This is a genomic window from Haemophilus sp. HMSC71H05 (genome assembly GCF_001838635.1).
Lineage (GTDB): Bacteria > Pseudomonadota > Gammaproteobacteria > Enterobacterales > Pasteurellaceae > Haemophilus_D > Haemophilus_D parainfluenzae_R.
The window spans coordinates 100,721-126,634 of record NZ_KV838026.1; the positions used below are offsets into that span (position 1 = coordinate 100,721).

At 39.3% G+C, this 25,914-nt stretch carries 29 protein-coding genes; 17 read left to right on the forward strand and 12 right to left on the reverse strand.

Going from position 1 to position 25,914, the window contains the following annotated elements; all coding sequences use genetic code 11:
* Positions 1-20 precede the first annotated feature (20 nt).
* Positions 21-974: an oxidoreductase gene (locus HMPREF3279_RS01825; RefSeq protein ID WP_070867884.1), complete on the reverse strand. Its 954-nt coding sequence runs from the start codon at positions 972-974 to the stop codon at positions 21-23.
* Between the two features lie 76 nt (positions 975-1,050).
* Here HMPREF3279_RS01825 and ybaK point away from each other — a divergent pair, with 76 nt between their 5' ends.
* Positions 1,051-1,530 carry a Cys-tRNA(Pro) deacylase gene (ybaK, locus tag HMPREF3279_RS01830; RefSeq protein WP_070775366.1) on the forward strand — a complete coding sequence of 160 codons (480 nt, stop codon included), beginning with the start codon at positions 1,051-1,053 and terminating at the stop codon, positions 1,528-1,530.
* Between the two features lie 57 nt (positions 1,531-1,587).
* On the opposite strand, the gene fabA is transcribed toward ybaK, so the two are convergent.
* On the reverse strand, positions 1,588-2,121 hold the full coding sequence (gene fabA, locus HMPREF3279_RS01835; RefSeq protein ID WP_005698958.1) for a bifunctional 3-hydroxydecanoyl-ACP dehydratase/trans-2-decenoyl-ACP isomerase: 534 nt from the start codon (positions 2,119-2,121) through the stop codon (positions 1,588-1,590).
* A 168-nt stretch (positions 2,122-2,289) separates the two neighbouring features.
* Positions 2,290-4,092: an AAA family ATPase gene (locus HMPREF3279_RS01840; protein WP_070867885.1), complete on the reverse strand. Its 1,803-nt coding sequence runs from the start codon at positions 4,090-4,092 to the stop codon at positions 2,290-2,292.
* A 102-nt stretch (positions 4,093-4,194) separates the two neighbouring features.
* On the opposite strand from HMPREF3279_RS01840, the gene matP reads away from it, so the two are divergent.
* The gene (matP, locus tag HMPREF3279_RS01845; protein ID WP_005696051.1) at positions 4,195-4,644 is read left to right on the forward strand and encodes a macrodomain Ter protein MatP; all 450 of its coding nucleotides are present in this window, start codon (positions 4,195-4,197) and stop codon (positions 4,642-4,644) included.
* A gap of 80 nt (positions 4,645-4,724) precedes the next feature.
* Here matP and cspD read toward each other — a convergent pair whose 3' ends face one another.
* From cspD to HMPREF3279_RS01870, 5 genes are all read right to left on the reverse strand, one after another.
* The gene (cspD, locus tag HMPREF3279_RS01850; RefSeq protein WP_005696050.1) at positions 4,725-4,934 is read right to left on the reverse strand and encodes a cold shock domain-containing protein CspD; all 210 of its coding nucleotides are present in this window, start codon (positions 4,932-4,934) and stop codon (positions 4,725-4,727) included.
* 147 nt (positions 4,935-5,081) lie between these two features.
* Positions 5,082-5,246 carry a YoaH family protein gene (locus tag HMPREF3279_RS10135; RefSeq protein ID WP_070867886.1) on the reverse strand — a complete coding sequence of 55 codons (165 nt, stop codon included), beginning with the start codon at positions 5,244-5,246 and terminating at the stop codon, positions 5,082-5,084.
* 12 nt (positions 5,247-5,258) lie between these two features.
* Positions 5,259-5,975: a tRNA pseudouridine(65) synthase TruC gene (truC, locus tag HMPREF3279_RS10140; RefSeq protein WP_070867887.1), complete on the reverse strand. Its 717-nt coding sequence runs from the start codon at positions 5,973-5,975 to the stop codon at positions 5,259-5,261.
* Positions 5,976-6,296 (reverse strand): YqcC family protein, encoded by a 321-nt coding sequence (locus tag HMPREF3279_RS10210; RefSeq protein ID WP_005696046.1) that lies wholly within the window; start codon positions 6,294-6,296, stop codon positions 5,976-5,978. It abuts the gene before it with no gap.
* A gap of 70 nt (positions 6,297-6,366) precedes the next feature.
* Positions 6,367-6,636 (reverse strand): acylphosphatase, encoded by a 270-nt coding sequence (locus tag HMPREF3279_RS01870; RefSeq protein ID WP_083327146.1) that lies wholly within the window; start codon positions 6,634-6,636, stop codon positions 6,367-6,369.
* A 121-nt stretch (positions 6,637-6,757) separates the two neighbouring features.
* On the opposite strand from HMPREF3279_RS01870, the gene HMPREF3279_RS01875 reads away from it, so the two are divergent.
* The 10 genes from HMPREF3279_RS01875 to HMPREF3279_RS01920 all read left to right on the forward strand — a co-directional run bounded on the left by HMPREF3279_RS01875 (position 6,758) and on the right by HMPREF3279_RS01920 (position 17,543).
* On the forward strand, positions 6,758-7,414 hold the full coding sequence (locus tag HMPREF3279_RS01875; RefSeq protein ID WP_049373465.1) for a curli polymerization inhibitor CsgI-related protein: 657 nt from the start codon (positions 6,758-6,760) through the stop codon (positions 7,412-7,414).
* A 98-nt stretch (positions 7,415-7,512) separates the two neighbouring features.
* Positions 7,513-9,666, forward strand: coding sequence for a YccS family putative transporter (yccS, locus tag HMPREF3279_RS01880; protein WP_070867889.1), 2,154 nt, complete (start codon positions 7,513-7,515; stop codon positions 9,664-9,666).
* 102 nt (positions 9,667-9,768) lie between these two features.
* Positions 9,769-10,347: an electron transport complex subunit RsxA gene (gene rsxA, locus HMPREF3279_RS01885; RefSeq protein WP_032804147.1), complete on the forward strand. Its 579-nt coding sequence runs from the start codon at positions 9,769-9,771 to the stop codon at positions 10,345-10,347.
* Between the two features lie 70 nt (positions 10,348-10,417).
* A complete protein-coding gene (gene rsxB / locus HMPREF3279_RS01890; RefSeq protein WP_049365523.1) occupies positions 10,418-11,002 on the forward strand; it encodes an electron transport complex subunit RsxB in 585 nt (194 codons plus the stop codon).
* 1 nt (position 11,003) lies between these two features.
* On the forward strand, positions 11,004-13,070 hold the full coding sequence (rsxC, locus tag HMPREF3279_RS01895; protein ID WP_070867890.1) for an electron transport complex subunit RsxC: 2,067 nt from the start codon (positions 11,004-11,006) through the stop codon (positions 13,068-13,070).
* A 14-nt stretch (positions 13,071-13,084) separates the two neighbouring features.
* A complete protein-coding gene (rsxD, locus tag HMPREF3279_RS01900) occupies positions 13,085-14,167 on the forward strand; it encodes an electron transport complex subunit RsxD (RefSeq protein ID WP_070867891.1) in 1,083 nt (360 codons plus the stop codon).
* Positions 14,167-14,793 (forward strand): electron transport complex subunit RsxG, encoded by a 627-nt coding sequence (rsxG, locus tag HMPREF3279_RS01905; RefSeq protein WP_049384776.1) that lies wholly within the window; start codon positions 14,167-14,169, stop codon positions 14,791-14,793. Before rsxD ends, rsxG begins: the two co-directional genes overlap by 1 nt.
* Positions 14,794-14,803: 10 nt before the next feature.
* Positions 14,804-15,514, forward strand: a complete 711-nt coding sequence (locus HMPREF3279_RS01910; protein WP_070867892.1) for an electron transport complex subunit E — start codon at positions 14,804-14,806, stop codon at positions 15,512-15,514.
* On the forward strand, positions 15,511-16,146 hold the full coding sequence (gene nth / locus HMPREF3279_RS01915) for an endonuclease III (RefSeq protein ID WP_049373472.1): 636 nt from the start codon (positions 15,511-15,513) through the stop codon (positions 16,144-16,146). The genes HMPREF3279_RS01910 and nth overlap by 4 nt, the downstream gene beginning before the upstream one ends.
* 26 nt (positions 16,147-16,172) lie before the next feature.
* Positions 16,173-17,543 (forward strand): sodium-dependent transporter, encoded by a 1,371-nt coding sequence (locus HMPREF3279_RS01920; protein WP_070867893.1) that lies wholly within the window; start codon positions 16,173-16,175, stop codon positions 17,541-17,543.
* A gap of 44 nt (positions 17,544-17,587) precedes the next feature.
* Here HMPREF3279_RS01920 and HMPREF3279_RS01925 read toward each other — a convergent pair whose 3' ends face one another.
* From HMPREF3279_RS01925 to HMPREF3279_RS01940, 4 genes are read right to left on the reverse strand one after another with little or no spacing between them, the layout of a single operon-like run.
* A complete protein-coding gene (locus HMPREF3279_RS01925) occupies positions 17,588-19,531 on the reverse strand; it encodes an ABC transporter ATP-binding protein (RefSeq protein WP_070867894.1) in 1,944 nt (647 codons plus the stop codon).
* Between the two features lie 45 nt (positions 19,532-19,576).
* Positions 19,577-20,929, reverse strand: coding sequence for an anti-phage deoxyguanosine triphosphatase (locus HMPREF3279_RS01930; protein ID WP_070867895.1), 1,353 nt, complete (start codon positions 20,927-20,929; stop codon positions 19,577-19,579).
* The gene (locus tag HMPREF3279_RS01935; RefSeq protein ID WP_049365532.1) at positions 20,926-21,621 is read right to left on the reverse strand and encodes a CidB/LrgB family autolysis modulator; all 696 of its coding nucleotides are present in this window, start codon (positions 21,619-21,621) and stop codon (positions 20,926-20,928) included. Before HMPREF3279_RS01935 ends, HMPREF3279_RS01930 begins: the two co-directional genes overlap by 4 nt.
* Positions 21,622-21,627: 6 nt before the next feature.
* Positions 21,628-22,044 carry a CidA/LrgA family protein gene (locus HMPREF3279_RS01940; protein ID WP_070867896.1) on the reverse strand — a complete coding sequence of 139 codons (417 nt, stop codon included), beginning with the start codon at positions 22,042-22,044 and terminating at the stop codon, positions 21,628-21,630.
* Between the two features lie 111 nt (positions 22,045-22,155).
* On the opposite strand from HMPREF3279_RS01940, the gene HMPREF3279_RS01945 reads away from it, so the two are divergent.
* Genes HMPREF3279_RS01945 through queF form a run of 5 tightly spaced genes read left to right on the forward strand, consistent with a single transcriptional unit; the run spans position 22,156 to position 25,883 of the window.
* Complete coding sequence (locus HMPREF3279_RS01945; protein WP_070867897.1) at positions 22,156-22,671, forward strand: thermonuclease family protein; 516 nt, start codon at positions 22,156-22,158, stop codon at positions 22,669-22,671.
* Entirely contained in the window at positions 22,661-23,863 is a 1,203-nt protein-coding gene (locus tag HMPREF3279_RS01950) for a cysteine desulfurase (RefSeq protein ID WP_070867898.1), read from the forward strand. Before HMPREF3279_RS01945 ends, HMPREF3279_RS01950 begins: the two co-directional genes overlap by 11 nt.
* Positions 23,857-24,231 (forward strand): SufE family protein, encoded by a 375-nt coding sequence (locus HMPREF3279_RS01955; protein WP_070867899.1) that lies wholly within the window; start codon positions 23,857-23,859, stop codon positions 24,229-24,231. The genes HMPREF3279_RS01950 and HMPREF3279_RS01955 overlap by 7 nt, the downstream gene beginning before the upstream one ends.
* Positions 24,232-24,233: 2 nt before the next feature.
* On the forward strand, positions 24,234-25,019 hold the full coding sequence (locus tag HMPREF3279_RS01960) for a Zn-ribbon-containing protein (protein ID WP_070867900.1): 786 nt from the start codon (positions 24,234-24,236) through the stop codon (positions 25,017-25,019).
* A 24-nt stretch (positions 25,020-25,043) separates the two neighbouring features.
* Positions 25,044-25,883 (forward strand): NADPH-dependent 7-cyano-7-deazaguanine reductase QueF, encoded by an 840-nt coding sequence (queF, locus tag HMPREF3279_RS01965; RefSeq protein WP_070867901.1) that lies wholly within the window; start codon positions 25,044-25,046, stop codon positions 25,881-25,883.
* Positions 25,884-25,914 lie beyond the last annotated feature (31 nt).

Here is a 25,914-nt window from a genome sequence, read left to right on the forward strand (position 1 = left end):
TGTCTTCCCCTTAACTTAAATTAATAACCTTGCTGATAAATCGACTCAAGTAATTTCACACCTAACAAGGCAATATTGAAACGTTGCTCATCAGCAACCGTCCAAAATTCAATGCCATTTTCAACCGCACTTTGTTGGCTGATATGCAATTTTACGCTGTCTTCACCATTTTCATTTTCACCGTTAATCACGGGTGTAATAAGGCTATCATGTAATTCAATCAATTCGCTTTGTTGTGGTTGGAAATCAAATTCATAATCTGAAAGTGCGGTCACTTTTTGTGCCATGCCGTAGAAGACAGGCACTTGAATTTGATGGAAAATCACATTGTCTAACTGCGGGAAGATTTTTTGTAATTGCAGATTTAAATTAGCCGCTTGTTGTGGAAACACATCAAAGGCAAAACGGGGTTCACCTTCTTCTAATGGCATACCATTCAGTAAACGAGCGGTTTGTCCAACAAGTTTATTCACGGTCTCACCATCTGTATAAGAAGCCGGTAAAAGTGACGTTGCAAAGACTTGAGTTAAATTTGTTTGTTGAATAATTGGTAATAGAGATAAGGCTAATTGACTCACTTGCGGATCGGGCAGACTCACAATGTTACGTTGTCTTAATTCAGTCAGATTTTCTTCATTGATTGTAGGAACTACGACGGGTACATCAGACAATGCAGAGCAAATCCCTTTTAAATCAATCACCAAACAGCCACTTTCTGCAGCTTGAGCTAATAGAGGCGCTTGGTCAATTTGGCCTGCGAAGAAAAGATAATTAACGCTGTCCCACTCAATCTCATCAGTGGCTAATTGAGCAACGGCTTTATTGCGAAAACGCACCGCTTGCTCTTCTTCAAAAGGATAAATTTCTACGATAGAAATTTTGCCTACATCTAGCTCACTTTGTTCAAGTGCTTCGGCAATTTTTTCACATAGATCAAATTCTGCTGCAATAGCAATATTTAGGCTTGCGTCCATTTTTCTCTCCGCTGTAAAATGTTCTGAACCGATTCATTCTACAGAAAAAAGACGCATAAATACATAAGGAAATCAGATGACACCAGCAATTGATTTACTAAAGAAAAATAAAATTCCTTTTACTCTCCATACTTACGATCATGACCCTAACAATACGCATTTTGGCGATGAAGCTGCTGAAAAACTTGGACTTGATCCGCACCAATCCTTTAAAACACTTTTAGTCGCCGAAAATGGTGATCAGAAAAAATTGGCGTGTTTTGTGCTTTCCACGGCAAATATGTTGAGTTTAAAGAAAGCCGCAAAATCAATTGGTGTGAAAAAAGTTGAAATGGCCGATAAAGATGCCGCACAAAAAAGTACGGGATATTTAGTCGGTGGCATTAGCCCATTAGGTCAAAAAAAACGGGTAAAAACAGTGATAAACTCGACCGCACTTGAGTTTGATACGATTTTTGTTTCAGGCGGGAAACGTGGATTAAGCGTTGAATTATCCCCACAGGATTTAGCCAAATTACTGAATGCTGAATTTGTCGATATTATTGACGAAGAATAGAAAAAGAAAAGCCCGATTAACTCGGGCTATTTTTATATGATGTTGTGTTTATTTGAATTAGAAGCTTGATGTATCTTGGAATAAACCAACTTTTAAATCAGTTGCGGTGTAGATAACGCGACCATCTACTTCCACTTCACCGTCAGCCATTCCCATTACTAATTTGCGATTAATTACGCGTTTCATATTGATGCGATAAACCACTTTTTTCGCGGTTGGTAAGATTTGTCCAGTAAATTTCACTTCACCTACGCCTAATGCACGACCTTTACCTTTACCGCCTACCCAGCCAAGGAAGAAACCCACTAATTGCCACATCGCATCTAAACCTAAGCAGCCTGGCATGACTGGGTCACCAATAAAGTGACAACCAAAAAACGGTAAATCCGGATGAATATCTAATTCCGCTTCAATATACCCTTTACCAAACGCACCGCCGTCTTCGGTCATTTTTACAATGCGATCCATCATCAACATGGTTGGTGCTGGAAGTTGCGGGCCTTCTTTACCAAATAATTCACCACGACCAGAAGCTAATAAATCTTCATAAGTGTAGCTGCTTTTGATGTTGGGTGTACAGGTGTTTTCCATTTTTTATTTCCTTGTATATATAGTTTTGCTTGGTTACAAACAATAAGTGCAGATTCTATGGGGATTTATAAGAAATGTAAACAGCGAACACTTGTTAGCTCAACTTGTCGGATCAGTCAGTAAAATTCACATAAAAGAAAAGCGAACCCAAGGTTCGCTTTAAAGAAATTAAGATTTAAAGAAATCTAACCAGTTTTTTTTCGGCGTTTCCGAACGGAAAGCAATTCGATTTTGAATTAAACGTGCAATAGGTTCTTTGCCTTTGGCATATTCTTCTTTCTCTTCTAATAAATCGCGGTCAAATAGAATCTTGGCTGTTTGATAAATATCCTCGACTTGATAGATAAAGAACTGCTCATTTTTCACGGCTTCAACCACTTCATCAGATAAGCTTAGTTGTTGAATTGTCGTCGCGGGAATAATCACACCTTGTTTACCCGTTAAACCACGACGTTGGCAAATGGTGAAAAAGCCTTCAATTTTGTCATTCACTCCACCTACTGCATGCACCAAACCAAATTGGTCGATGGTACCAGTAATCGCAATATTTTGTGGCAACGGCAAATCAGATAACGCGCTGACTAATACGGAGAAAATAGCTAGAGATGCACTGTCACCATCAATTTCACCATAAGATTGCTCAAACACTAAAGACGCAGAAAATGGTAACTGTGATGGCAACTCTAAGATACTAGCCAAGCACGCTTCAGAAATCATCATACCTTTTCCGTGAAGGTTGCCCGCTAATTCGTTTTTACGCTCCACATCCACAACTTCACCATCACCAAATTGCACTAAGCAACTAATACGAGAAGGTTCACCGAAACAAACCGGGGTGCCTGGATATTCAATCACAGACAAGCCATTAATTTGCCCGACAATTTCACCATTGGTTTCCACATAAATTTGCTCGTTAAGAATATCCGCATAAGTACGTTCACGTAAAAAACCGTGCTGTTCGTTCTTTTGTTTAAACGCTTGCTCAAAATCAACCGCACTTAAGGTTTGCTTTTGTGACAACGTCGCAGCATTGAGTAGCATTTCTGTTGTTTTTAACGGGGAAATGTTAATTAAAAAGCGATCTTCACTCTCACGCACCAGTAACTGATAGAGTTTATTTAATGCGGTTAAATCTAAATCAAGCTCATATTTTGAGGCTAATGCCAACACATAATTGGCCCAATTTTCTTGTGCTTTCGGTTGTGCAACAGAATAATAGCTTTCAATTTCTGCGTAATCAGCCAAGCTGTAAAGATCTTCTTCTAACTCACCTAAGGTCGCAATTTCAGTGCGGTTGCCTAAAATCACTACTTTTAAATTAAGTGGATAACTTGGAATATCACAAGGCAAGGTTTTAAATGGATGGGCTGAATACCAATCAAAAGTTTGTGTTTGTAAAATATGTTTTAAGCGTTGCCATAAATCAAACTGGCTTAGCATCGTTGCTGCACTTAAAATCAAAACACCACCATTGGCTTGATGGACTAGACCTGGTGTAAGCAAAATATCTTGTGAACTTGGATGAACACGCACACTACCAAAAAGGCTAAATTGATCGGCATGTAATGCCTTCAGCACATCACCTTGTGCGGCAAAATTATCCGCAAGTGATTGAGCAGGCTCTGTATAAATACGAGGGAAAGAAAAAGAATCTCCCTGCTCAACCACATAATTTACCCCAAAAATTGACCGCTCTTTTGGCTGTTCTTGGCGAATAAGTTCTGCTAATAAATCGGCATATTCTGCTTGATCATCGGCTTTTAAAACTAACAAAGAACGACGAGGTTGTTTTAAGAATAACGAAATCGCTTTTGTGGCATGTTTTTGTAATGACCAAAAATCAGCCTTTTCAGCTGAAAGTTCAGTAATCGATAATTCTGGTTGTAAGGCTTGCCAATTTAAGGCTTGTTCCGAAGATGTTGAAGTCACGACATATCTCGCTTTAATTAAATTAGCGGTATTATCGCACACTTCACACTGAGTGAAAATCCGTTATAAAAATCTACTGGAAAATTTTGTTTAAAGCGCGTATATTTATGAGGTTACCACGTCACTAAAAAGCATAATAAAACGATGAAATACCAAAAATTAGAAAACCAAGAAGCAAACTGGAAATGGATTTATCTTATTCGCAAACATCGCGAAGGGGAAAAAATTACCCGTTACGAAGAAAAAAGCTTAGAAGAAAGCAAAGTTCAAGAATTAATAGAATGTCAGAATTATCCTGAAAAAATTGAGGAATGGATTAAAAATCACCTTTCTCTTGATTTACCTATTAAGCTTGATCAGGCGATTCGTGCAAGACGTAAACGCTTTTTTAATGCAGAAAAACAATCAACGAAGAAAAAATCTATTGATTTAGAATATGGTGTTTGGCTTCGTTTGTCTAAATATTCAAGAAAAATGAAAATGACACTTTCTGAAACCATCACTTATATGATTGATGAACGTGAAAGCAAAGCATTATATGAAAGCCAAATGACAGCGATGAAAGCCGGTTTGAAAAATTTGCTCAATAAATAAGATGAAAAAAAGCCAAGGTAGAAACCTTGGCCTTTGATTATGCTAAATAGAGAAGATTTTGAAACGTTTTAGCGTTTCACTTATTCCGCAATCGGAATTATTTTTGTGGCGTGAGATCCTTTGTCGCCGTGAATCACTTCAAATTGCACGCGTTGTCCCGCTTTCAATGAACGGTAACCATCCATTTCAATTGCTGAATAATGTGCAAAGATGTCTGTATCCACGCCTTCTGCAGAAATAAATCCAAATCCTTTTGCGTTATTAAACCATTTTACTACACCAATTTCCATAGTAGACCTCTATAGGCTTCGCCCTTAATACTTAAAAACAATAAGACTCATGCCTTATCACCTCAATTGGAAATATATTCAAACATTTTATTTTTTTATGCAACAAGGAAACTTTAAAAATGATACATTGATCACAAAAATTTTTATTTATTTACTGTCAGGAGCTTCTTTCTCACCTTTTTGATGAATTTCACGCAATGCTTTTGCCACAATTTGAATCGCTTCACCACTGCTAATTCCTTGTGCCATTAATTCCTGAATTTGTTCTACTGCTTTTTGTTGTTGTTCATGGGTTAAATTAATATCTAACATGATTTCTTCTCGTTAAATAGACCAATTAAATAATTCCATCACTTTCATCCATTGTTCATCTAAATTAGCTTTAATTTCTATTTTTTTTGAATCAACAGGATGCACAAAAATAAGTGTATCTGCATGTAAAAATAAACGCTGACAGCCTGAATGTTCCGTCAATACACGATTTTGATGCAAATCCCCATATTGCGTATCCCCTAAAATAGGATGAAAGATATGTTTCATGTGACGTCGTAACTGATGTTTTCTACCTGTTTTGGGAATTAACTTCACTAAAGAGTATCTTGTTGTTTGATAACGTCCTACTGCATAAGGCATTTCCACAATGTTTAAGCCCTCATAATCCGTCACAGCCTCTTGAGGGGCTTTATCTTCCTGGGCAAACTTATCTGCAATCTTATCTAATTGGATTTTAAGAGGATAATCAATCTGTCCTTCGCCTTGCAAATACCCTCGCACAATCGCTAAGTAAGATTTTTGCACCGTTTTCTCTTCAAATTGCTGACACATTAAATTCGCTATTTCACTATTTAAAGCAAACAGCAAAACACCTGATGTGGGGCGATCTAATCGATGAATAGGAAAAACATGCTGCCCGATTTGATCGCGCAAGGTTTGCATCACAAATTGCGTTTCATGAGTATCAAGCCAGCTACGATGTACCAACATGCCTGCAGGCTTATTAACGGCGACAAGATATTCGTCTTGATATAAGATCTCTAACATTTATTGATTTTGTAATAAGGCTTCTAATTCACGTAACGGCGTTAATAATTCAACTAAGAAATCTTCTTCCGCTTCTTTAAATGCTTCCTCTAAATAAGGTGACACCGCAATTTTTGAGGGTAACTCAGCGCCACTTTCAAGTAAGGCAAACATTCTTGGAATAAAAATCCATTGCAACCATTCTTCTGGTGACATGGTATCAATAGCAAAAGGCTCTTCACTTAAAAAGGCGTCTTGTGAAGGAGGAACGGCTTGCCATAAATCAAGTTTTTGCATAGCAAGTTGTAATTGTTGAAGATGAAGTTTTGTTTGATTACGCATGATTTTTCCTATTTATAAACAAGCGGCGTATTCTACGAGCATCAATTCACACTGTAAAGTGCGGTCAATTTTAGCGGTGAATAATCGAAAAGTCAGAATACCGTTTATCTTCAACATTATAGACTAAGACCCGTTCAACAGTTGCGGTTCTTGGCCCGACTTTTAACCAATCATAAAAGTGTTGTAGTTGGTCATTGTTGCCTTCCGCAATGATTTCGACACTTCCGTCTGTACAATTTCTTACCGTGCCTTTAATACCAATTTTCTCTGCTTCTTTCCACGTAAAATAGCGAAACCCGACACCTTGAACTCGACCATATACGACAAATCGTTTTGCCATGATTTGCTCCTTTGTTACAAAAACTTTTTAAAAATTAACCGCACTTTCCTATTCCCATTTTTTAAAAATTAGCATAGCATTACAACCATCTAATTTCATTCAAAAAATAAAAGGAGTAATTATGAAATTATGTAAGTTTGCTTTAGGTGTTGTTGCCCTTGCAGTCAGTGCGAGCAGCTTAGCCGGCATGGTCACCACCTCATCAAACCTTGAGTTTCTTGCTATCAACGGCCAAAAAGCCAGCAAATCCCTTCTAAAAGAAAAAAAATCATTCAATGCTGAAGCTGACCAAACACAACAGGTTGTGGTACGTTTAGGTGAGATCGTCGGTACAGGTTCTAGCCAAGGACTTTTTGAGTCTAACCCTGTTATTGTGACTTTTAAAGGTACGGCTGATGATGTTGTCGTATCTGCAGAAAAAATTCGTTCTCAAGAAGATGGCGAAAAATTTAATGCACAACCACAAATTACCGTTAAAACTAAATCAGGTAATGTGATTGATGCTAAAGTGGATACCTTAAAACAAGAAGGTTTATTCCCATCAGCGAATATTGTTAACGACCTTGCTGAGTATAATGCATCTAATGCACCAGCAGCAGTTTCAGCTTTAGCGGCACCGGCAGTAGGTATGATGCCTGCAGCATCAGGAAAAGCAGCGAAAGGCAAAGTCGTAGTGCAAGGTGAAAACGTTGCTGAACAACAATTACAATACTGGTTCCAACAAGCCGATAAAGAAACTCAAACTCGTTTCTTAAACTGGGCAAAAAAACAAAAATAATCGTTTTTTTAACCGCACTTTGATAAAGAAGTGAGCCTTCCCGCTCACTTTTTTATCATCCATTTTTTAGTCATAAAATAATAAGCAAGGATATCAACATGAATCAATGGCTTAATGCAAAAGTAATCGCTTCAATACCTATTTTTATTGCAGTGAATATCGCAGCGTTCGGCGTCTGGTTTTTTGATATTTCTACGCAATCTATGCCCTTGATTTTAGGGATTATTGCAGGCGGTTTAGTGGATTTAGATAATCGTCTTACCGGACGATTAAAAAATATTTTTTACACATTAATTGCCTTTTCTATTTCAACCTTCATCGTTCAACTCAATATTGGTAAACCCATTCAATACGTATTGCTGATGACCATCATCACCTTTTTATTTACGATGGTTGGCGCCGTAGGTGAACGTTATCGCACCATTGCGTTTGGTACGCTGGTGGTAGCCATTTATACCACTCTCACTTATACACCAGATAATTCTGCGAGTTGGTTTATCAATCCTGTAATGATTTTATTAGGCACCTTGCTCTACAGTATTGTGACTATCATTGTTTATCTCTTTTTCCCAAATCGTCCTGTACAAGAAAGTGTGGCAAAAGCGTTTTGTGCCTTAGGCAATTATCTAGATGCAAAATCAGAATTTTTTGATCCTGATGAGATTGATGAAATCGAGAAAAAACACCTTAATTTTGCGATGAAAAACACCAATGTGGTGGATGCCTTCAATCAAGCGAGAACAGCACTTTTCTATCGTATTCGTGGGCAACATCGCCATGCTCGCACACAACGCATGATCCGCTATTATTTTGCTGCGCAAGACATTCATGAGCGTGCAAATTCAACACATTTTGATTATCGACAAATTGCGGAACAACTCAAAAATACCGATTTAATTTTCCGTATTCAGCGCTTGCTCGAATTACAAGCGCAAGCCTGTCACGATATTACGGCTTGCCTGCGTCAAAATACGCCTTATCACTATAATATTCGCGTAGAAAAAGCATTAATGGGGACAATTCAATCCCTTGAGCTTTATAGTAAAGAACATACCAATCAAAACAATGTGTTGCTTGCCCTTCAAACACTTATTGATAACCTGCAAAGCATTAACTGGCAGTTACGTCAGCTTGAGCAAGAAACTACTGAAAATGAGCAAACTGCACAGATCCATACTGAACAAATTACGGGCTTAAAAAATATTCTTTCAGTTATTGGAAGTAATTTCACTTTTGAGTCACCACTTTTCCGCCATGCTGTACGTTTGTCTATCGTGGTGTTTTTGTGTTGCGCAATTGTTGAATTTTTCCAATTTAATTTGGGTTACTGGATTTTGCTTACTGCGGTCTTTGTGTGTCAGCCGAACTATTCTGCAACCAAAGTACGGTTACGCCAGCGTATTATTGGCACGATTTTAGGGGTAATTATTGGCTCCTTATTGCCATATCTCAACCCAACATTAGAGATGAAGCTTGGTTTAATGGTGGTGACCAGTACGCTCTTTTTCTTTTTCCGTAGTAATAATTACAGTTTCTCCACGTTCTTTATTACCTTGCAAGTATTGATCAGTTTCGATGTAATGGGATTTGACACACAATCAGCGCTCTTCCCTCGTCTCATTGATACCGTATTAGGTTCAGCTATTGCATGGTTTGCCGTTTCTTATTTATGGCCGGATTGGAAATATTTACAGCTCGATAAAGTGAGCCGTCAAGCGATTCAAAGTGATGCACAATATTTCTTACACATTATTAGCCAACTGCAATTTGGTAAAAGCGATAATTTAAAATACCGTATTGCACGCCGTAATGCCCATCAATATGCGGCAGCATTAAGCACAACGCTTTCCAATATGAACAATGAACCGAAGAAATATCAGGCTTATTTGCAAGAAGGTTTTGATTTATTAAAAATGAATTATTCCCTATTGAGCTATATTTCTGCTTTAGGGGCATATCGCAATAAAATGGCGCAATTACAACAAACTACCGAGTTTTTGTCAGACTTTTATCCTGTAGCGAAAAAGGTTTTATATGCACTGGAAAATATTGAAAAGCTTCGTCCAGAAATCTTTGAAAAGCTCCAAAATAGTATTGAACAAAGCCTAAAAAAAATTCAATGGGATGAAACGCAAACCAAAAACAATGCGGTCTTTGCGTTGCCATACCAGCAACTTAACTTGATTTCTCAATTGCTACCTCAGTTATATCGCTATTTCCAACATAGTCAGAAAGAACTGATTGCAAAATAAAAAAACAAAGGAAAAACTGACCGCACTACCCCGAATTTTTTATTGTTCTCAAGGCGATAAACAGGGATAATACGCCACTTATATAAAATAAATTTAGACGCAATGACACATTACATTCTACTTATTATCAGCACTGCATTAATCAATAACTTCGTTTTGGTCAAATTCTTAGGACTTTGTCCATTTATGGGTGTGTCCAAAAAAATTGAAACAGCAATTGGTATGGGGCTTGCTACGACGTTCGTATTAACCGTAGCTTCATTGTGTTCTTATTTAGTCGATAATTATATTTTAATGCCACTAAATGCCACCTTCTTGCGCACATTAGTGTTCATTTTAGTGATTGCCGTCGTGGTTCAATTTACCGAAATGGTAATCAATAAAACGAGTCCATCACTTTATCGCTTATTAGGGATTTTCTTACCACTGATTACCACAAACTGTGCCGTACTCGGAGTGGCATTATTAAACGTCAATTTGGCACACAATTTAACCGAATCCGTCATTTATGGTTTTGGCGCCTCTTTAGGTTTTGCGCTGGTTTTAGTTTTATTTGCCGCGTTGCGTGAACGCCTTGTTGCTGCAGATGTCCCTATTACGTTTCGTGGCTCGTCTATCGCATTAATTACGGCCGGTTTGATGTCTCTCGCCTTTATGGGCTTCGCCGGATTAGTAAAATGATTTATCTCCTAATGTTTATTACTGTGACAGTGATTTTTCTCGGATTATTTTGGAATAACACTAAAAAATAATGTTTATCTTAATTTCAGTAACCGTTCTCGCTTTAATTTTTGGCGCGATTTTAGGCTTTGCTTCGATTAAATTAAAAGTTGAAGCTGATCCTATCGTCGAAAAAATTGATGCCATCTTACCGCAAAGCCAATGTGGGCAATGCGGCTATCCTGGCTGTAAGCCTTATGCTGAAGCAATTGCTAATGGTGACGTTATCACAAAATGCGTGCCAGGTGGTCGTCCAACAGTCGTAAAAATTGCCGAAATCATGGGCGTTGATGTGCCTGCAATGGATGATGTCGCTGAACCAGAAGAAATGGTTGCCTTTATTGATGAAAATATGTGTATTGGCTGTACCAAATGCATTCAAGCCTGCCCTGTTGATGCCATTATTGGTACAAATAAAGCTATGCATACTATTATTCCTGATCTCTGTACTGGCTGTGAACTTTGCGTGGCACCTTGTCCGACAGATTGTATTTCCATGATTAAAGTGAAAAAAGATATTGATAATTGGAACTGGAAATTTGATCCTAAATTAGTCATTCCGGTTGTAAACACCACAGAAATCGAGAAAAAATTAGTGGTTGGGGAGTCGGAATAATATGGCTGATGTATTAACAAGATTTAAATCCGGCAAAATTTGGGATTTTAAAGGTGGTATTCATCCTCCTGAAATGAAATCTCAATCAAACCAATCCCCTATTCAGCAATCAGAACTTGCTCATAATTTTTACGTGCCGATTAAACAACATGCCGGCACAGCGGGAAATGTATTAGTTAAAGAAGGCGATTATGTGCTTAAAGGCCAACCTTTAACACAAGGTGATGGCTTAAGAACCCTGCCTGTTCACGCGCCAACTTCTGGTACCGTAAAATTTATCGGAAAACATGTTGCACCCCATCCTTCTGGTTTAACCGAGGACATGATTCATATTCAAGCGGATGGCTTGGATAAATGGCGTGAGCAATTTCCACTTGAAGAATTTTTTACACAACCTGTCGAACAACTCATTGATCGTATTTATCAAGCAGGGGTTGCAGGCTTAGGTGGTGCGGTATTCCCAACTGCAGCGAAAATCCAATCGGCTGAAAAGAAGGTTAAACTCTTAATTATTAACGGCGCAGAATGCGAACCTTATATTACCTGTGATGACCGCTTAATGCGTGATTACACGGATGAAATGATCGAAGGGATTCGCATCTTACGTTATATCTTACGGCCTGAAAAAGTGGTGATTGCGGTTGAAGACAATAAACCTGAAGCGATTCAAGCTATTCAACAATCGCTGCATGGTGCAAATGACATTGAATTGCGCGTTATTCCGACTAAATATCCATCTGGTGCAGCCAAACAACTGATTTATTTGCTTACCGGCATGGAAGTGCCAAGTGGCGGGCGTTCTTACGATATTGGCGTATTAATGCATAATGTCGGCACGGCTTTTGCGGTGAAAAGAGCAGTCATTAATGATGAGCCTTTAATTGAGCGTGTCGTTACGCTTACGGGTGATAAAATTTCAGAGAAAGGCAACTACTGGGTTCGCTTAGGTACACCAGTTGACCACTTATTAGCGCAAGTTGGCTACCAATATGACGAACGTTTCCCTGTTTTTGCAGGCGGACCAATGATGGGATTACAACTTTCTGATCTCAACGCACCCGTCACAAAATTGATTAACTGTTTATTAGCACCCGATCATTTTGAATATGGTGAACCTGAACCTGAACCGGAACAATCTTGTATCCGCTGTTCTGCTTGTTCTGATGCTTGCCCTGTCAATTTAATGCCACAGCAACTTTATTGGTATGCTCGCAGTGAGGATCACCAAAAATCAGAAGAATATTGCTTAAAAGATTGTATTGAATGTGGCGTGTGTGCTTATGTTTGCCCAAGCCATATTCCGCTTATTCAATATTTCCGACAAGAAAAAGCCAAAATTTGGGAAATTAAAGAAAAAGCGAAAAAAGCCGAAGAGGCTAAAATCCGTTTTGAAGCAAAACAAGCTCGAATGGAACGTGAAGAGCAAGAACGTAAAGCGCGTTCACAACGTGCGGCAGAAGCTCGTCGAGAAGAACTTGCAAAACAAAAAGGTGAAGACCCAGTTAAAGCAGCGTTAGAACGCTTGAAAGCAAAACAAGCGGGTTCAGCAGCAAATAAAGAAACGAAAACTATCGTATCTGAGAAAGGGGAAATCTTACCGGATAACCATGAACTCATGGAGCAACGTAAAGCCCGCCGTCTTGCTAGACAACAAGCACAAGCAGATACAAGCACTGCGTCGGATGCAACATCGTCACAAACTGATGAAAAAGATGCGAAGAAAGCAGCTGTTGCTGCAGCTCTAGCAAGAGCGAAAGCGAAGAAAGCCGCCGCTCAAGGTGAAACGGTTACGACAAATGTAACTGAAAGCACGGGCGAAAAAACGGATGAAAACTCAACCGCACTTGATCCGAAAAAATCTGCTGTAGCTGCAGCCATTGCAAGAGCTAAAGCGAAGAAAGCTGCCTCTCAAGGTGAAACAGTTGCAACAAATGCAACTGAAAGTGCGGTCGAAAAAACAGATGAAAATTCAACCGCACTTGATCCGAAAAAAGCTGCTATCGCAGCAGCTATAGCAAAAGCTAAAGCAAAAAAAGCCGCCGCTGAAGCAGCCAAAGAAACAGAATAACGCAGGAAAAGATTATGTTTAAGAAAATGGTGAGTTCGCCTCATACCCATTCAGGCAAATTAACCGCCCGCATTATGTTGTGGGTGATAGCAGCCATGCTGCCTGCCCTGCTCACACAGATTTATTATTTTGGAATGGGTGTTTTGGTGCAATCTGCTTTGGCTATTTCTTTCGCATTATTGCTTGAGTTTATTGTGACCAAATTACGCAATAAGCCAAACCTAGTCTATATTTCAGATTTTAGTGTGGTGCTTACTGCCTTAATTTTAGCGATGGCGATTCCACCTTATGCGCCTTATTGGGTGATTTTAATTGGTACGCTTTCCGCTGTTATTCTAGGTAAACATGTTTATGGTGGTTTGGGGCAAAACCCATTTAATCCAGCTATGGTGGGTTATGTGGTGCTATTAATTTCTTTCCCACTACAAATGACAAGTTGGATGCCGCCTATTTCATTATTGAATGAACCTCCAACATTTGCAGACTCCATTTCTTTAGTTTTCACTGGCTTAACCACTGACGGTTTTAGCTTAAGTCAACTTGTCCATTCCATTGATGGCATTACACAAGCGACACCATTAGACAGTGCGAAGATCTTTTATAAGCTCCATCAAGGCGATGAAAGCGTATTTCATGATTTTGTAAAATTACCGATTTTATTACAAAACGGGACTGACTTTGCTGAAGGTTGGTGGCAAGTTAATCTGGCATTCATGCTTGGTGGAATTATATTAATCTTAAAGAAAAAAATTCACTGGCAAATTCCCGTTTCAATGCTCGTGACCTTTGTGACCTTAGCAACAATCACTGCGATGTCAGGCCATCATCATTTAAGTATGATTAGCCAACTCTTTAGCGGCGCGATGATGTTTGGCGCGTTCTTTATTGCGACTGACCCTGTCACAGCGTCTATCACACCTCGCGGCAAGCTTGTATTTGGTTCCTTGGTCGGATTATTGGTTTACCTCATTCGTTACTTTGGAAACTACCCTGACGGCGTGGCATTTGCGATTTTATTAAGTAATATTTGTGTGCCACTTATCGACTACTACACCCGTCCTCGCGTAGCGGGACACTTTGCAAAAGGGAGTAAATAATGGGTATTTTTAAAGTCACCTCCCGTTTTGGTTTGTTATTAGGTTTTATTGCGCTTGTATGTACCGCTGTTTCTGCAGGCATTTATATGCTGACAAAAGATAAAATTGATGAAGCCATGGCTGAACAACAAAAAGCGTTATTACTCCAAGTGATCCCTCAAGATTATTTTAATAATAACTTGCTTGAAAGCGTAGAAACACCTGAGCAAGATAAACTCAAAGGCATTCAAAAACTCTATTTTGCTATTAAAGATCATGTACCAACTGCCTATGCTTATGAAACAACGGCACCAGATGGTTATTCAGGGAATATCCGTTTATTAGTAGGTATCACTCCAAAAGGTGAAGTTTTAGGTGTGCGTGTCATCGAACATCATGAAACCCCTGGATTAGGCGATAAAATCGAACTTCGCATTTCTGACTGGATTTTAAGTTTTACAAACCAAGTTATCGTACCTGAAAGCCTAAAAGATTGGGCGGTCAAAAAAGATGGCGGTAAATTCGACCAATTTTCTGGCGCAACGATTACGCCACGCGCGATTGTGAATCAAGTAAAACGCTCTGCTCTCGTGATGCTTGAAAATGAGGCATTACTCAACGAGATGGCAAAAAAATACGCGCAATAGGATATTTATTATGACTGATTTAACCGAAAAAACGGCCGCACTTGATGAGCAAAGTGCGGTTGAAAATTCAGAAGAAATAACGCAAACGCCTTCTGTTTGGAAAGAAATCTTTATTCAAGGCGTATGGAAAAACAACTCAACCCTCGTGCAATTATTGGGGCTTTGTCCGCTGTTGGCTGTTTCAAGTACTGCAACAAATGCATTAGGTTTAGGTTTGGCGACTATGTTGGTTTTAACCTCTACAAACACCGTTGTTTCGCTCTTTCGTAAGCAAATCCCTCATGAAATCCGTATTCCAATTTATGTGATGATTATTGCTACCACCGTAACCGTTGTGCAATTATTAATGAATGCTTATACCTATACACTCTATCAAGCACTTGGGATTTTTATTCCTTTGATCGTGACTAACTGTATCGTCATCGGTCGTGCAGAAGCCTTTGCCTCTAAAAATAGCGTAGCACATGCAGCCTGGGATGGTTTTTCGATGGGATTAGGTATGGCTTTAAGTATCACGGTATTAGGTGCGCTACGTGAAATCTTAGGCCAAGGTACCCTTTTTGAAGGCATTGAAAACCTATTTGGTCAAGGCGCCAAATTCCTTACATTACATATTTATCACGCTGACAGCAGCTTTTTACTCTTTATTCTTCCGCCAGGTGCGTTTATTGGATTAGGCATTCTACTGGCGATTAAAAACCGAATTGATATGAAAAAATGAACCAAGCTAAACGAATTGAAATCCTCACTCGACTTCGGGAGCAAAATCCGCATCCCACCACGGAATTAGAGTATAATTCGCCTTTCGAATTACTCATCGCGGTGATCCTATCTGCTCAAGCGACCGATAAAGGCGTGAATAAAGCGACAGCAAAATTATTCCCTGTGGCAAATACCCCACAAGCCATTTTAGATCTCGGCTTAGAGGGGTTAAAAGAATACATTAAAACCATCGGGCTTTATAACAGCAAAGCAGAAAATATCATTAAAACCTGCCGTGATTTAGTTGAAAAACATAATGGTGAAGTACCCGATAATCGAGAAGCCTTAGAAGCTCTTGCAGGTGTAGGCAGAAAAACGGCGAATGTCGTGTTAAATACCGCTTTCGGTCACCCGACTATTGCAGTGGATACCCATATTTTTCGCGTATGCAACCGCACGAATTTTGCCCCTGGCAAAGATGTGGTAAAAGTGGAGGAAAAACTGCTCAAAGTTGTGCCTAAAGAATTTAAAGTGGATGTGCATCACTGGCTTATTTTGCACGGGCGCTATACTTGTACCGCCCGCAAACCTCGCTGCGGTGCTTGCATCATTGAAGATCTCTGCGAATACAAAGAAAAAACAGAATATTAAACGAATAAAATCAAACGGAATATATTATGACAACAAACAATCCATCTCGCCAAACATGGTCTAGCCGACTAACTTATGTGCTCACCGTTGCAGGTGCGACAGTTGGCTTTGGAGCCACTTGGCGCTTTCCTTATTTAGTGGGTGAAAATGGCGGTGGTGCTTACGTGCTCCTCTTTTGTATCGCGATGATTGTCATTGGTATCCCGATGATTTTAGTAGAAAATGTTATCGGACGCCGTTTGCGTGTGAATTCCATTGATGCCTTTGGCGACAAAATCCAAGATAAAGGTAAAAACATCTCCAAATATTGGAAGATTCTTGGTTATATGGGGCTCCTTGGCGCATTTGGTATCATGGCTTATTACATGGTATTAGGTGGTTGGGTGATGTCTTATATCATTAGTCTGATGAATAACACCCTTGATATTAGCGCCCCAATTACAAAAGAAGTAGCCAAAGATTTCTACGATTTACACATCAGCAACAGCCCATGGGAAATCATGCTTTATACATTCCTGTTTGTGGCGGTGAATTACATTATTTTGGCGAAAGGTATCATTGGCGGGATTGAACGTTCCGTGAAATACTTAATGCCATTACTCTTTATTTTCCTTATCGGTATGGTGATTCGTAACCTTACCTTACCAGGTGCGATGGAAGGTGTGACTTTCTACTTAAAACCTGATTTCAGCAAAATCACACCTAAACTCTTCATCTTCGTATTAGGTCAAGTATTCTTCGCATTAAGTCTTGGTTTTGGTGTGTTGATTACCCTCTCCAGCTATTTAAACAAAGAAGAAAACCTTATTCACACAGCAGTTATTACTGGCTTCACTAACACCATTATTGCTGTGTTATGTGGTTTTATGATCTTCCCATCATTATTCACATTCGGCATTGAACCTAACGCTGGCCCAACTTTGGTTTTCCAAAGTTTACCAATTGTATTTTCACACTTATGGGCGGGTAAATTCTTTGCTATCGTATTCTTCGGCTTATTACTTATTGCGGCATTAACCACATCAATTACCATTTACGAAGTCATCATCACCGCATTACAAGAAAAACTCAGAATGCGCCGTGGTAAAGCGATTTTTGTTACCTTGATGGGGATTTTCTTATTAGGTAACGTGCCCTCTATTTTAGGTGACAACCTTTGGAAAGATTTCACTATCTTCGGTAAAAGCATTTTCGATGCCTTTGATTTTGTCAGCGGCAATATTCTCTTTATGTTGACCGCACTTGGTTGTGCCATTTTCGTTGGTTTTGTTTTAAAAGACGATGCGAAAAAAGAGCTATCCGCAACACCAAATTCACGCTTCACCACAATCTGGTTTAACTATGTCAAATTTGTTGTTCCTGTGATTATTTTGGTGATTTTTATCAGTAATATTTAATAAAAAACCGAGCTATTTCGCTCGGTTTCTTTTTTACCTAGGCCCTATTTTGCTTCAGCTTGGGTCTTTTTCTCTTCAAGTTCTTCCCATCGCATAAATGCTGTTTCAAGTTCCGCTTCCGTATCCGCTAATTCTTTTAGCTTCGCATCCGTTACATCATGAGCTTGTTGGAAAAAGTGAGGGTCACCAATTTCAGCTTGAAGTGCAGTGATTTTCTCTTCCAATTCTTCCAATAATTGTGGTAGCTGTTCTAACTCGCGTTGTTCTTTGTAAGAAAGTTTAACAGATTTTGGCTTTTGAGAAATAACGTCATTTTTAACCGCACTTTCCTGTGCTTTTGGTGCTTCTTTTTTGATTTTTTTAGCTTCTTGCTCTGCTTTCATGGCAAAGTAATTGGCTTGTTGTCCTTTTGCATCAAAGAAACCGCCCACGTATTTATTCAATACACCGTCGCCTTCAAAGAAATAACACTCCGTCGCAACGTTATCAATAAACTGACGATCATGGCTGACAATCAACAAGGTGCCTTGATAATCCGTGAGGATTTCTTCCAGTAATTCTAAGGTTTCTACATCCAAGTCATTGGTTGGTTCATCGAGAATCAGTAAGTTATTCGGTTTCAGTAATAATTTAGCCAATAACAAACGGTTACGTTCACCACCTGAAAGCGCTTTTACGGGTGTCATCGCTCGTTTTGGTGGAAATAAGAAATCCTGTAAATAGCCCAACACATGACGTTTTACACCATTGACCTCAATATCCTGTTTGCCATCGGCAACGTTATCCATTACCGTTTTTTCCGGATCAAGATCTGCACGATATTGGTCAAAATAAGCGATATCTAATTTTGTACCACAATGAATACGACCACTCGTTGGCTTGATTTCACCTAATAAGAGTTTAATGAATGTGGTTTTCCCGCAGCCATTTGGCCCCACTAAAGCAATTTTATCGCCACGTAAAATAGTCGTGCTGAAATCTTTGAGAAGTTGTTTGCCTTCAATTTCATAGCTCACATCTTCCATTTCAAATACGATTTTGCCAGAACGACTTGAGTTATCTAATTGTAACTTGGCGGAGCCCATCACTTCACGACGTTGGCGACGTTCTTCACGCATAGCTTTTAAAGCTCGCACACGGCCTTCATTGCGCGTACGACGCGCTTTAATACCTTGACGGATCCAAACCTCTTCTTGGGCTAAACGTTTATCGAAAAGCTCGTTTTGTAACGCTTCGACACGTAAGTTTTCTTCTTTCGTGGTGAGATATAAATCATAATCACCAGGATAAGACACTAATTTCCCGCGGTCTAAATCCACAATACGAGTCGCCATTTTACGGATAAAAGAACGGTCATGAGAAATAAACACAATACTTCCGGTAAATTCTAATAAGAAGTTTTCTAACCATTCGATTGCATCCACATCCAAGTGGTTGGTCGGTTCATCTAATAACAAGACATCAGGATTACACACCAACGCACGAGCAAGGGCGGCTTTACGCAACCAACCACCCGATAAATCCGCTAATTTAGTATCAGGATTTAACTCGAGCTTTTGCAGAACTTCATTGATTTTATTTTCAAACTGCCAGCCATTGGCATGCTCTAATTTAGCTTGCACTTGTGCCAGTTGATTAAGAATTTGTTCACTGTAATTTTGTGTCAACTCTTGTGAAATATGATGGTATTCCTTTAACAAACCCGCTAAATGCTCAATCCCTTCCGCCACATAATCAAATACATTCCCTTCAGCATGGCGAGGTGGGTCTTGTTCTAAACGAGAAACTACTAAATCTTTTTCATACTGCACTTTGCCGTCATCCATCGTGACTTGCTGTGCAATAATTTTTAATAACGTTGATTTACCTGCACCGTTACGCCCCACCAAACATACGCGCTCATTTGGTTCAATATGAAGCTCTGCATGATCAAGTAAGGGGTGATCACTAAAAGAAAGATAAGCGTTAGTTAAACTAATTAATGCCACAAAATTGTCCTATAAATTCAAAATATCAATAAAAATCACCGCACTTTAGAGCTGATGATAAACCTTTAAGGCATAAGCATCTGACATGCCCGCGATATAGTCACAAATAATACGTTTTTTGCCCTGCTCCGGTGCATTTCTCCAACGATTAGCCGTATTCGTTGGCAATAAACGTTCGGGGTCCGACTCAAAAATCTGAAACATTTCCGTGAGAATGCGTTGGCCTTTATATTCAATACGTTGCGTTTCGACGTGACGAATCACGTATTTCCATACAAACTTTTTGAACACATTTAATGCGGCAATCACATCTTGCGGTAGTTCTGCGTTATAACGTAACAAAGGTTCATCAAAATTGCCGGTAACTTTCCAACGCACATGGGTGATAAAGAAATTCACTAATGCACCAATGGCATTTTTACGCTCAAAATGATGATTGGAGAATAATCGTTGGCTGACTTGTTCTATATTTTTTGCCAACCAATCTGAAGGAATCATTTTAAGTTCAGCCAATGCTTCTTGCCACTGATGTTGATTTACTACTCCGGTCACAATCGCATCTTCTAAATCATGCACGCCATACGCAATATCGTCTGCCAATTCCATAATACTGCAATCTAAAGATTTAAATTGTGTTTTTAAAAACTCGGCGGGATTTGACCGCACTTTTTGAAATGAGCCAAACAAAGTGCGGTCATTTTCAGAAAGGTTTTGCAATAACCAATTAAACATTGTGACGTCATCACGGAATAAACCTTTTCCAGGTTTCCAATCGCTAATTTTCACATAACGCGGATCAGAGTTTTCAGCATGCGGCAACTGGGCATATTGTGGTGAAGATAAGTCTAAAATATTCGGATATTTCACTACGCCTAAAATGGCACGACGCGTTAAATTCATCCCAGCCGTTTCAGTATAAGGCTCAAGTTTAGTAATGATACGAAATGTGTGCGCATTACCTTCAAAACCACCGTGGTTACGCATCATATAATTGAGCGCCACTTCCCCACCATGGCCAAACGGTGGATGACCAATATCATGCGCAAAGCACAAACTTTCAATTAAATCATTGCTTGGTAATAAAGGTTTGAGTTGTTTCTGTAATTCACTTTTTTCAATATGAAGCTGGTCTGAAATAGCAACATAACTTTCCGCAAATTTTAATTGGGAAACCAGGCTGCTACCGATTTGTGCCACTTCAAGGGAATGCGTTAGACGTGTACGATAAAAATCATTTTCGCCCACCGCGTGAATTTGTGTTTTTGCTTGCAAACAACGGAAAGCGGCAGAATGTAAAATCCGCCCGCGATCACGACGAAATGGTGGTCGGTGATCTTTTTCGCGAGGCGGATCTGGGAGGAAACGTTCAGTCCAAAAATCAGCTAATTGGGTTCTCATAAAAATAGACGGATAACATGGAATACTAAGGGCGCTAAAATTGAGCTCATAATACCGCAAAGAACCAAAGAAATCGAACTATAACTACCGGCTTTCGGATCGGCTTCCATACAGCTTACGGTGCCCAGTGCGTGAGAAACCGCCCCAACAGATAAACCAACGGCTTCTTGTTGTTTAATACCGAGTTTTTTCAAAATGAGATAACCAAAAACCGAACCTTGCAAACCTGCAACAATTACACCTACGGCTGTAACGGCTGGAATACCGCCTAAATGTGAAGAGACTTCCATCGCAATTGGCGTAGTAATGGATTTTGGTAATACGGTCGCCACCATTTCAGGGCTTGCCCCTAAAATAATCGCAAAAATGGCACCGGTAAACATCGAAAACAGAGAAGCTAATGTCACTACAGAAAGAATAATTTTCCACTGTTTCGCAATTTGACGAAGTTGTTCATACAACGGTAACGCCAGCGCAACAATACTTACCCCTAATAAATTATTAATCGGCGCATTGCCCGCCATATAATCGTCATAAGGAATATCGCTAACCACTAAAATCAGCACAAGAATTGATACTGTGAGCACAAAAGTATTGAAAATCATAGATTTCCAACGTTTACTGATTTGTAATGCGAGCCAAAATCCGAAAATCGTTAAAATGGTATAAAGATAAATTGCATACTGCATAATAAAACCTTAGTCAGCTTGAAGATTGCGTCTTTCCAATACTTTTTTACGTTTATGGGTAAAGGATTGTTTATAAAATAAATAGTTTCCTATAAATGCAATAACTAAAAGTGTTAGAACGGTACTGAGAATATTTGGGATGAGTAAAACTTTCCATTGGCTAACGAGTAAATCATAATATTTGATAATCCCCACGCTCACAGGCACAAAAAGGACTGCCATGTATCGGATCAGCAAGCTCGAACCGAAATAAATCCACTCCAAGTGAATTACATGAGTCGTTAAACCTAAAAAAAGTAATAACAAGCCCCAAATGCTGCCTGGAATCCCCACTGGGATATAGTGAGAAATCAAATTGCCGAGTAGTAACATAATGTATAAAATGATGAGCGAACGAGCGAGTTGAACGCATTTTTGGAGTAACATATTTCCTCTATCAACTTTTTTAATAATAATTAAAATTTATTTTACGCTTTTTTGTTAAAATTACCCATTCATTTTAGCTAAATTTTGCGATGCAGATCAAAGAAATTCCAAATGATTAAAAAATTCCTCTTATTTTTAACCATAATTTTAACCGCACTTTGGACGCAATTTTCAATCTCAGCAGAACGCCAAGTAGAATGCTGGGTAGTAGGCGTAAGTGATGGCGACACCCTGACTTGCCTCTTACCCACTAAAAAACAATTCAAAGTGCGATTACAAGAAATTGATGCTCCAGAAAAAGGTCAACCATTTGGAAAGAAAGCCAAACAATATCTTTCACAGCTTGTTTTCAAACAAAATGTGACGTTGTCAGTTTCCGGTTATGAACGCTACCAACGTATTTTGGCAACGGTTTATCTACAAGAACAAAACATCAACTTAGAAATGGTGAAAAACGGCATGGCTTGGGTTTATCCGCAATATGCTAAAAATCCAATCTACTTCCAGGCACAAGATTTTGCCCAACAACAAAAAATCGGTTTATGGCGAGATCCTAACCCTACCGCCCCTTATGAATGGCGCAAACAGAACAAAGCAGGTAAACATGGAGGTCAACATGGCTTTTGATTATCAATCATTTAAAAATGAATTTCCTTATTTTAAATCGCCAAATGCCGTAGTTTATTTGGATAATGCAGCGACAGCATTAAAGCCTCGGGCATTAATTGATGCAACAAGTACCTTTTATCAATCGGCAGGCTCTGTGCATCGTAGCCAATATGAAGCGGCACAAACAGCACAATATGAAAATGCTCGTCACCTAGTCAAAACCTTAATTAATGCGGAAGATGAAAAAGCCGTAATCTGGACTTCTGGGACGACGCATAGCATTAATTTGGTTGCTAATGGTTTACTCCCCTCTTTGCATACAGATGATGAGATTTTAATTAGCCAAGCGGACCATCATGCTAATTATGTTACTTGGCATGAAACAGCGAAAAAATGTGGGGCTAAAATTCAAGTGTTGCCTATTTTGGATAATTGGCTAATTGATGAAAATGCCTTAATTGCAGCATTGAATAAGAAAACCAAATTAGTAGCACTTAATTTTATTTCCAACGTAACAGGAACGGAACAACATATCCAGCATTTAATTCGACTAATCCGTCAACATAGCAATGCGCTCGTTTTAGTGGATGCCGCTCAGGCTATTAGCCATATACAAATTGATTTGCAGGCATTAGATGCGGATTTTATTGCCTTTTCTGCGCACAAAATTTATGGACCTAACGGCATTGGTGTATTAAGCGGAAAATTAAGCTCACTTTCCCTGCTACAACCACTTTTTTACGGTGGAAAAATGATTGAGCGAGTCTCCCATGAATGTATTACCTTTGCCGATTTACCTTATCGATTAGAGGCTGGCACACCGAATATTGCTGGCGTGATTGGCTTTGGTGCGGTGCTAGATTGGCTCAAAAAATGGGATTTTCAAGCAGCTGAAGCGCATGCCGTTGAGCTTGCTGAACAAAGTAAAGTGCGGTTAAAAAACTATCCGAATTGTCGTTTATTCAATTCACCGCAACCTAGTTCAGTAGTATGTTTTGTTTTTGATGGTATTGCAGCATCCGATCTTGCTACCCTGTTAAGTGAACAAAAAATTGCGTTGCGTGTTGGTGAACATTGTGCACAACCTTACTTAGCCCGTCTTGGTGAGCGCACTACATTACGACTTTCTTTTGCGCCTTATAACAGCCCACAAGATGTGGACGCTTTTTTTGCGGCATTAGATAAATCCTTAGAGTTATTAGCATGCTAGAAAACATTAAACAGGCAAAAAATTGGGAATATCGTTACCGTTTCATTATTCAAGCGGGTAAGCATCTCCCTCAACCTTCTCCAGATGAATTGGCTCAAATGCAATCGATTCAAGGCTGTGAAGCGGGACTTTGGTTTATGCCCATTCCACAACATGACGGCACGTTTCAATTTCAAGCTTACAGCGAAGCGCGAATTATGAATGGTTTGTTATGGTTGTTGTTACAAAACATCAACGGCCAAACCCGAAACCAATTACAACAATTTAATATTCGTCAATTTTTTGATGAGCTTGGTATTGCCTCTCGCTTAAGTGAAACCCGTTTAAACGGTTTAAAACAAATCGAAGAAATCTTGCACAATCTGTAATTATGTATCTGATCGAACCTTTTTTTAAATTGACCGCCTTAGAAAATGATATTGGCCAACAAAGCCGTTTGCTCAATGCAATCATCGACCAATGGCGTTATAACGGTCAAATTATTGGCCGTGAAATCCCGCTTTATTTGACGGAGGAAGACGGTGAACAAGGTTTTGCGATGCGCGTCATTTGCCCTGAGCAAAATAGCCTTTTACCCGAGAATAATAACCAAACTGTGAATCTGGCGATGGAAAATGCTGAAAAGTGCGGTCTACATTTTCAAGGTTTTCAAATTATTGCCGATGATTTAAATGCAGACAGCACTGCAGAATGCAGCCATCCAGCATGGCAGATACTTTATACCACACATTTGCAATCTTGCTCGCCATTACATAGCGGAGATGATTTCTCCCCAATTCCGCTCTATAAACAGCTAAAAAATCAACCGCACTTAAGCCAAGATTTGATTAAATGGCAGGAAAATTGGCAGGCCTGCGATCAGTTGCAAATGAATGGTTCGGCTTTAGAAAAAGAATCATTAAGCGAAATCACCGAGATTAATAGTACGCTTACTAAACATGGACGCTACCTTGCTGCTGAAATCGAAAAAGAAAACGGCATACCGACCTATTATTATTTATACCGTGTCGGAGGCCATTCTTTAGAGTCAGAACAGCAACGCTGTTGCCCACAATGTGGTGGCGATTGGGTATTAGACGCGCCACTATTTGATGTAATTTACTTTAAATGCGACCCATGTCGATTAGTCTCGAATGTGTCGTGGAATTTTTTATAGCGATTTCGTTATTCAGGAAAACACATGAACTATCAAGATAAAAGCCTTCAATCTTTAAAACTCGGTCAAGCAACAGAATATGCAGCAAATTATGACCGCACTTTGTTACAACCGGTGCCTCGAAAACTCAATCGTGATGCCTTAGGCATTACTGAACAGCAGCCATTTACCCAAGGTGCCGATATTTGGACAGCCTACGAAATTTCTTGGTTAAATCCAAAAGGTTTGCCGCAAGTCGCCATAGCTGATGTAGAAATTGATTATCGCAGTGAAAATTTAATTGAATCGAAAAGCTTTAAACTCTATTTAAACAGCTTTAACCAAAGTAAATTTGCTGATTTTGCTAGCGTAGAACGCACAATGCGTGAAGATCTAAGCGATTGTGCTCAAGGCGAGGTTAAAGTACGTTTACATCCATTATCCCACTATCAAGGACAAAGTATTGATACTTTAACGGGCGATTGCATTGATGATCAGGATATCGAAATCCACAACTACGAATTTAATGCGGATATTTTGCAAAATTGCACGTCCGATAATGTGGTGGAGGAAACCTTAGTCAGCCATTTATTGAAATCTAACTGTCTCATCACCAGTCAGCCAGATTGGGGAACTGTACAAATTCATTATGTGGGCAAACAAATCGATCGCGAAAAACTTCTCCGCTACATCGTGTCTTTCCGTCAACATAATGAGTTTCACGAGCAGTGTGTTGAGCGTATTTTCTGTGATTTGATGCATTATGCCAAACCAGAAAAACTCACTGTCTATGCGCGCTATACACGCCGTGGTGGATTGGATATTAATCCATTCCGTTCTAACTTTGAGGCAATTCCACAAAATTTACGCTTAGCAAGACAATAAATCACAAAACAAAAGTGCGGTGAAAATCAAC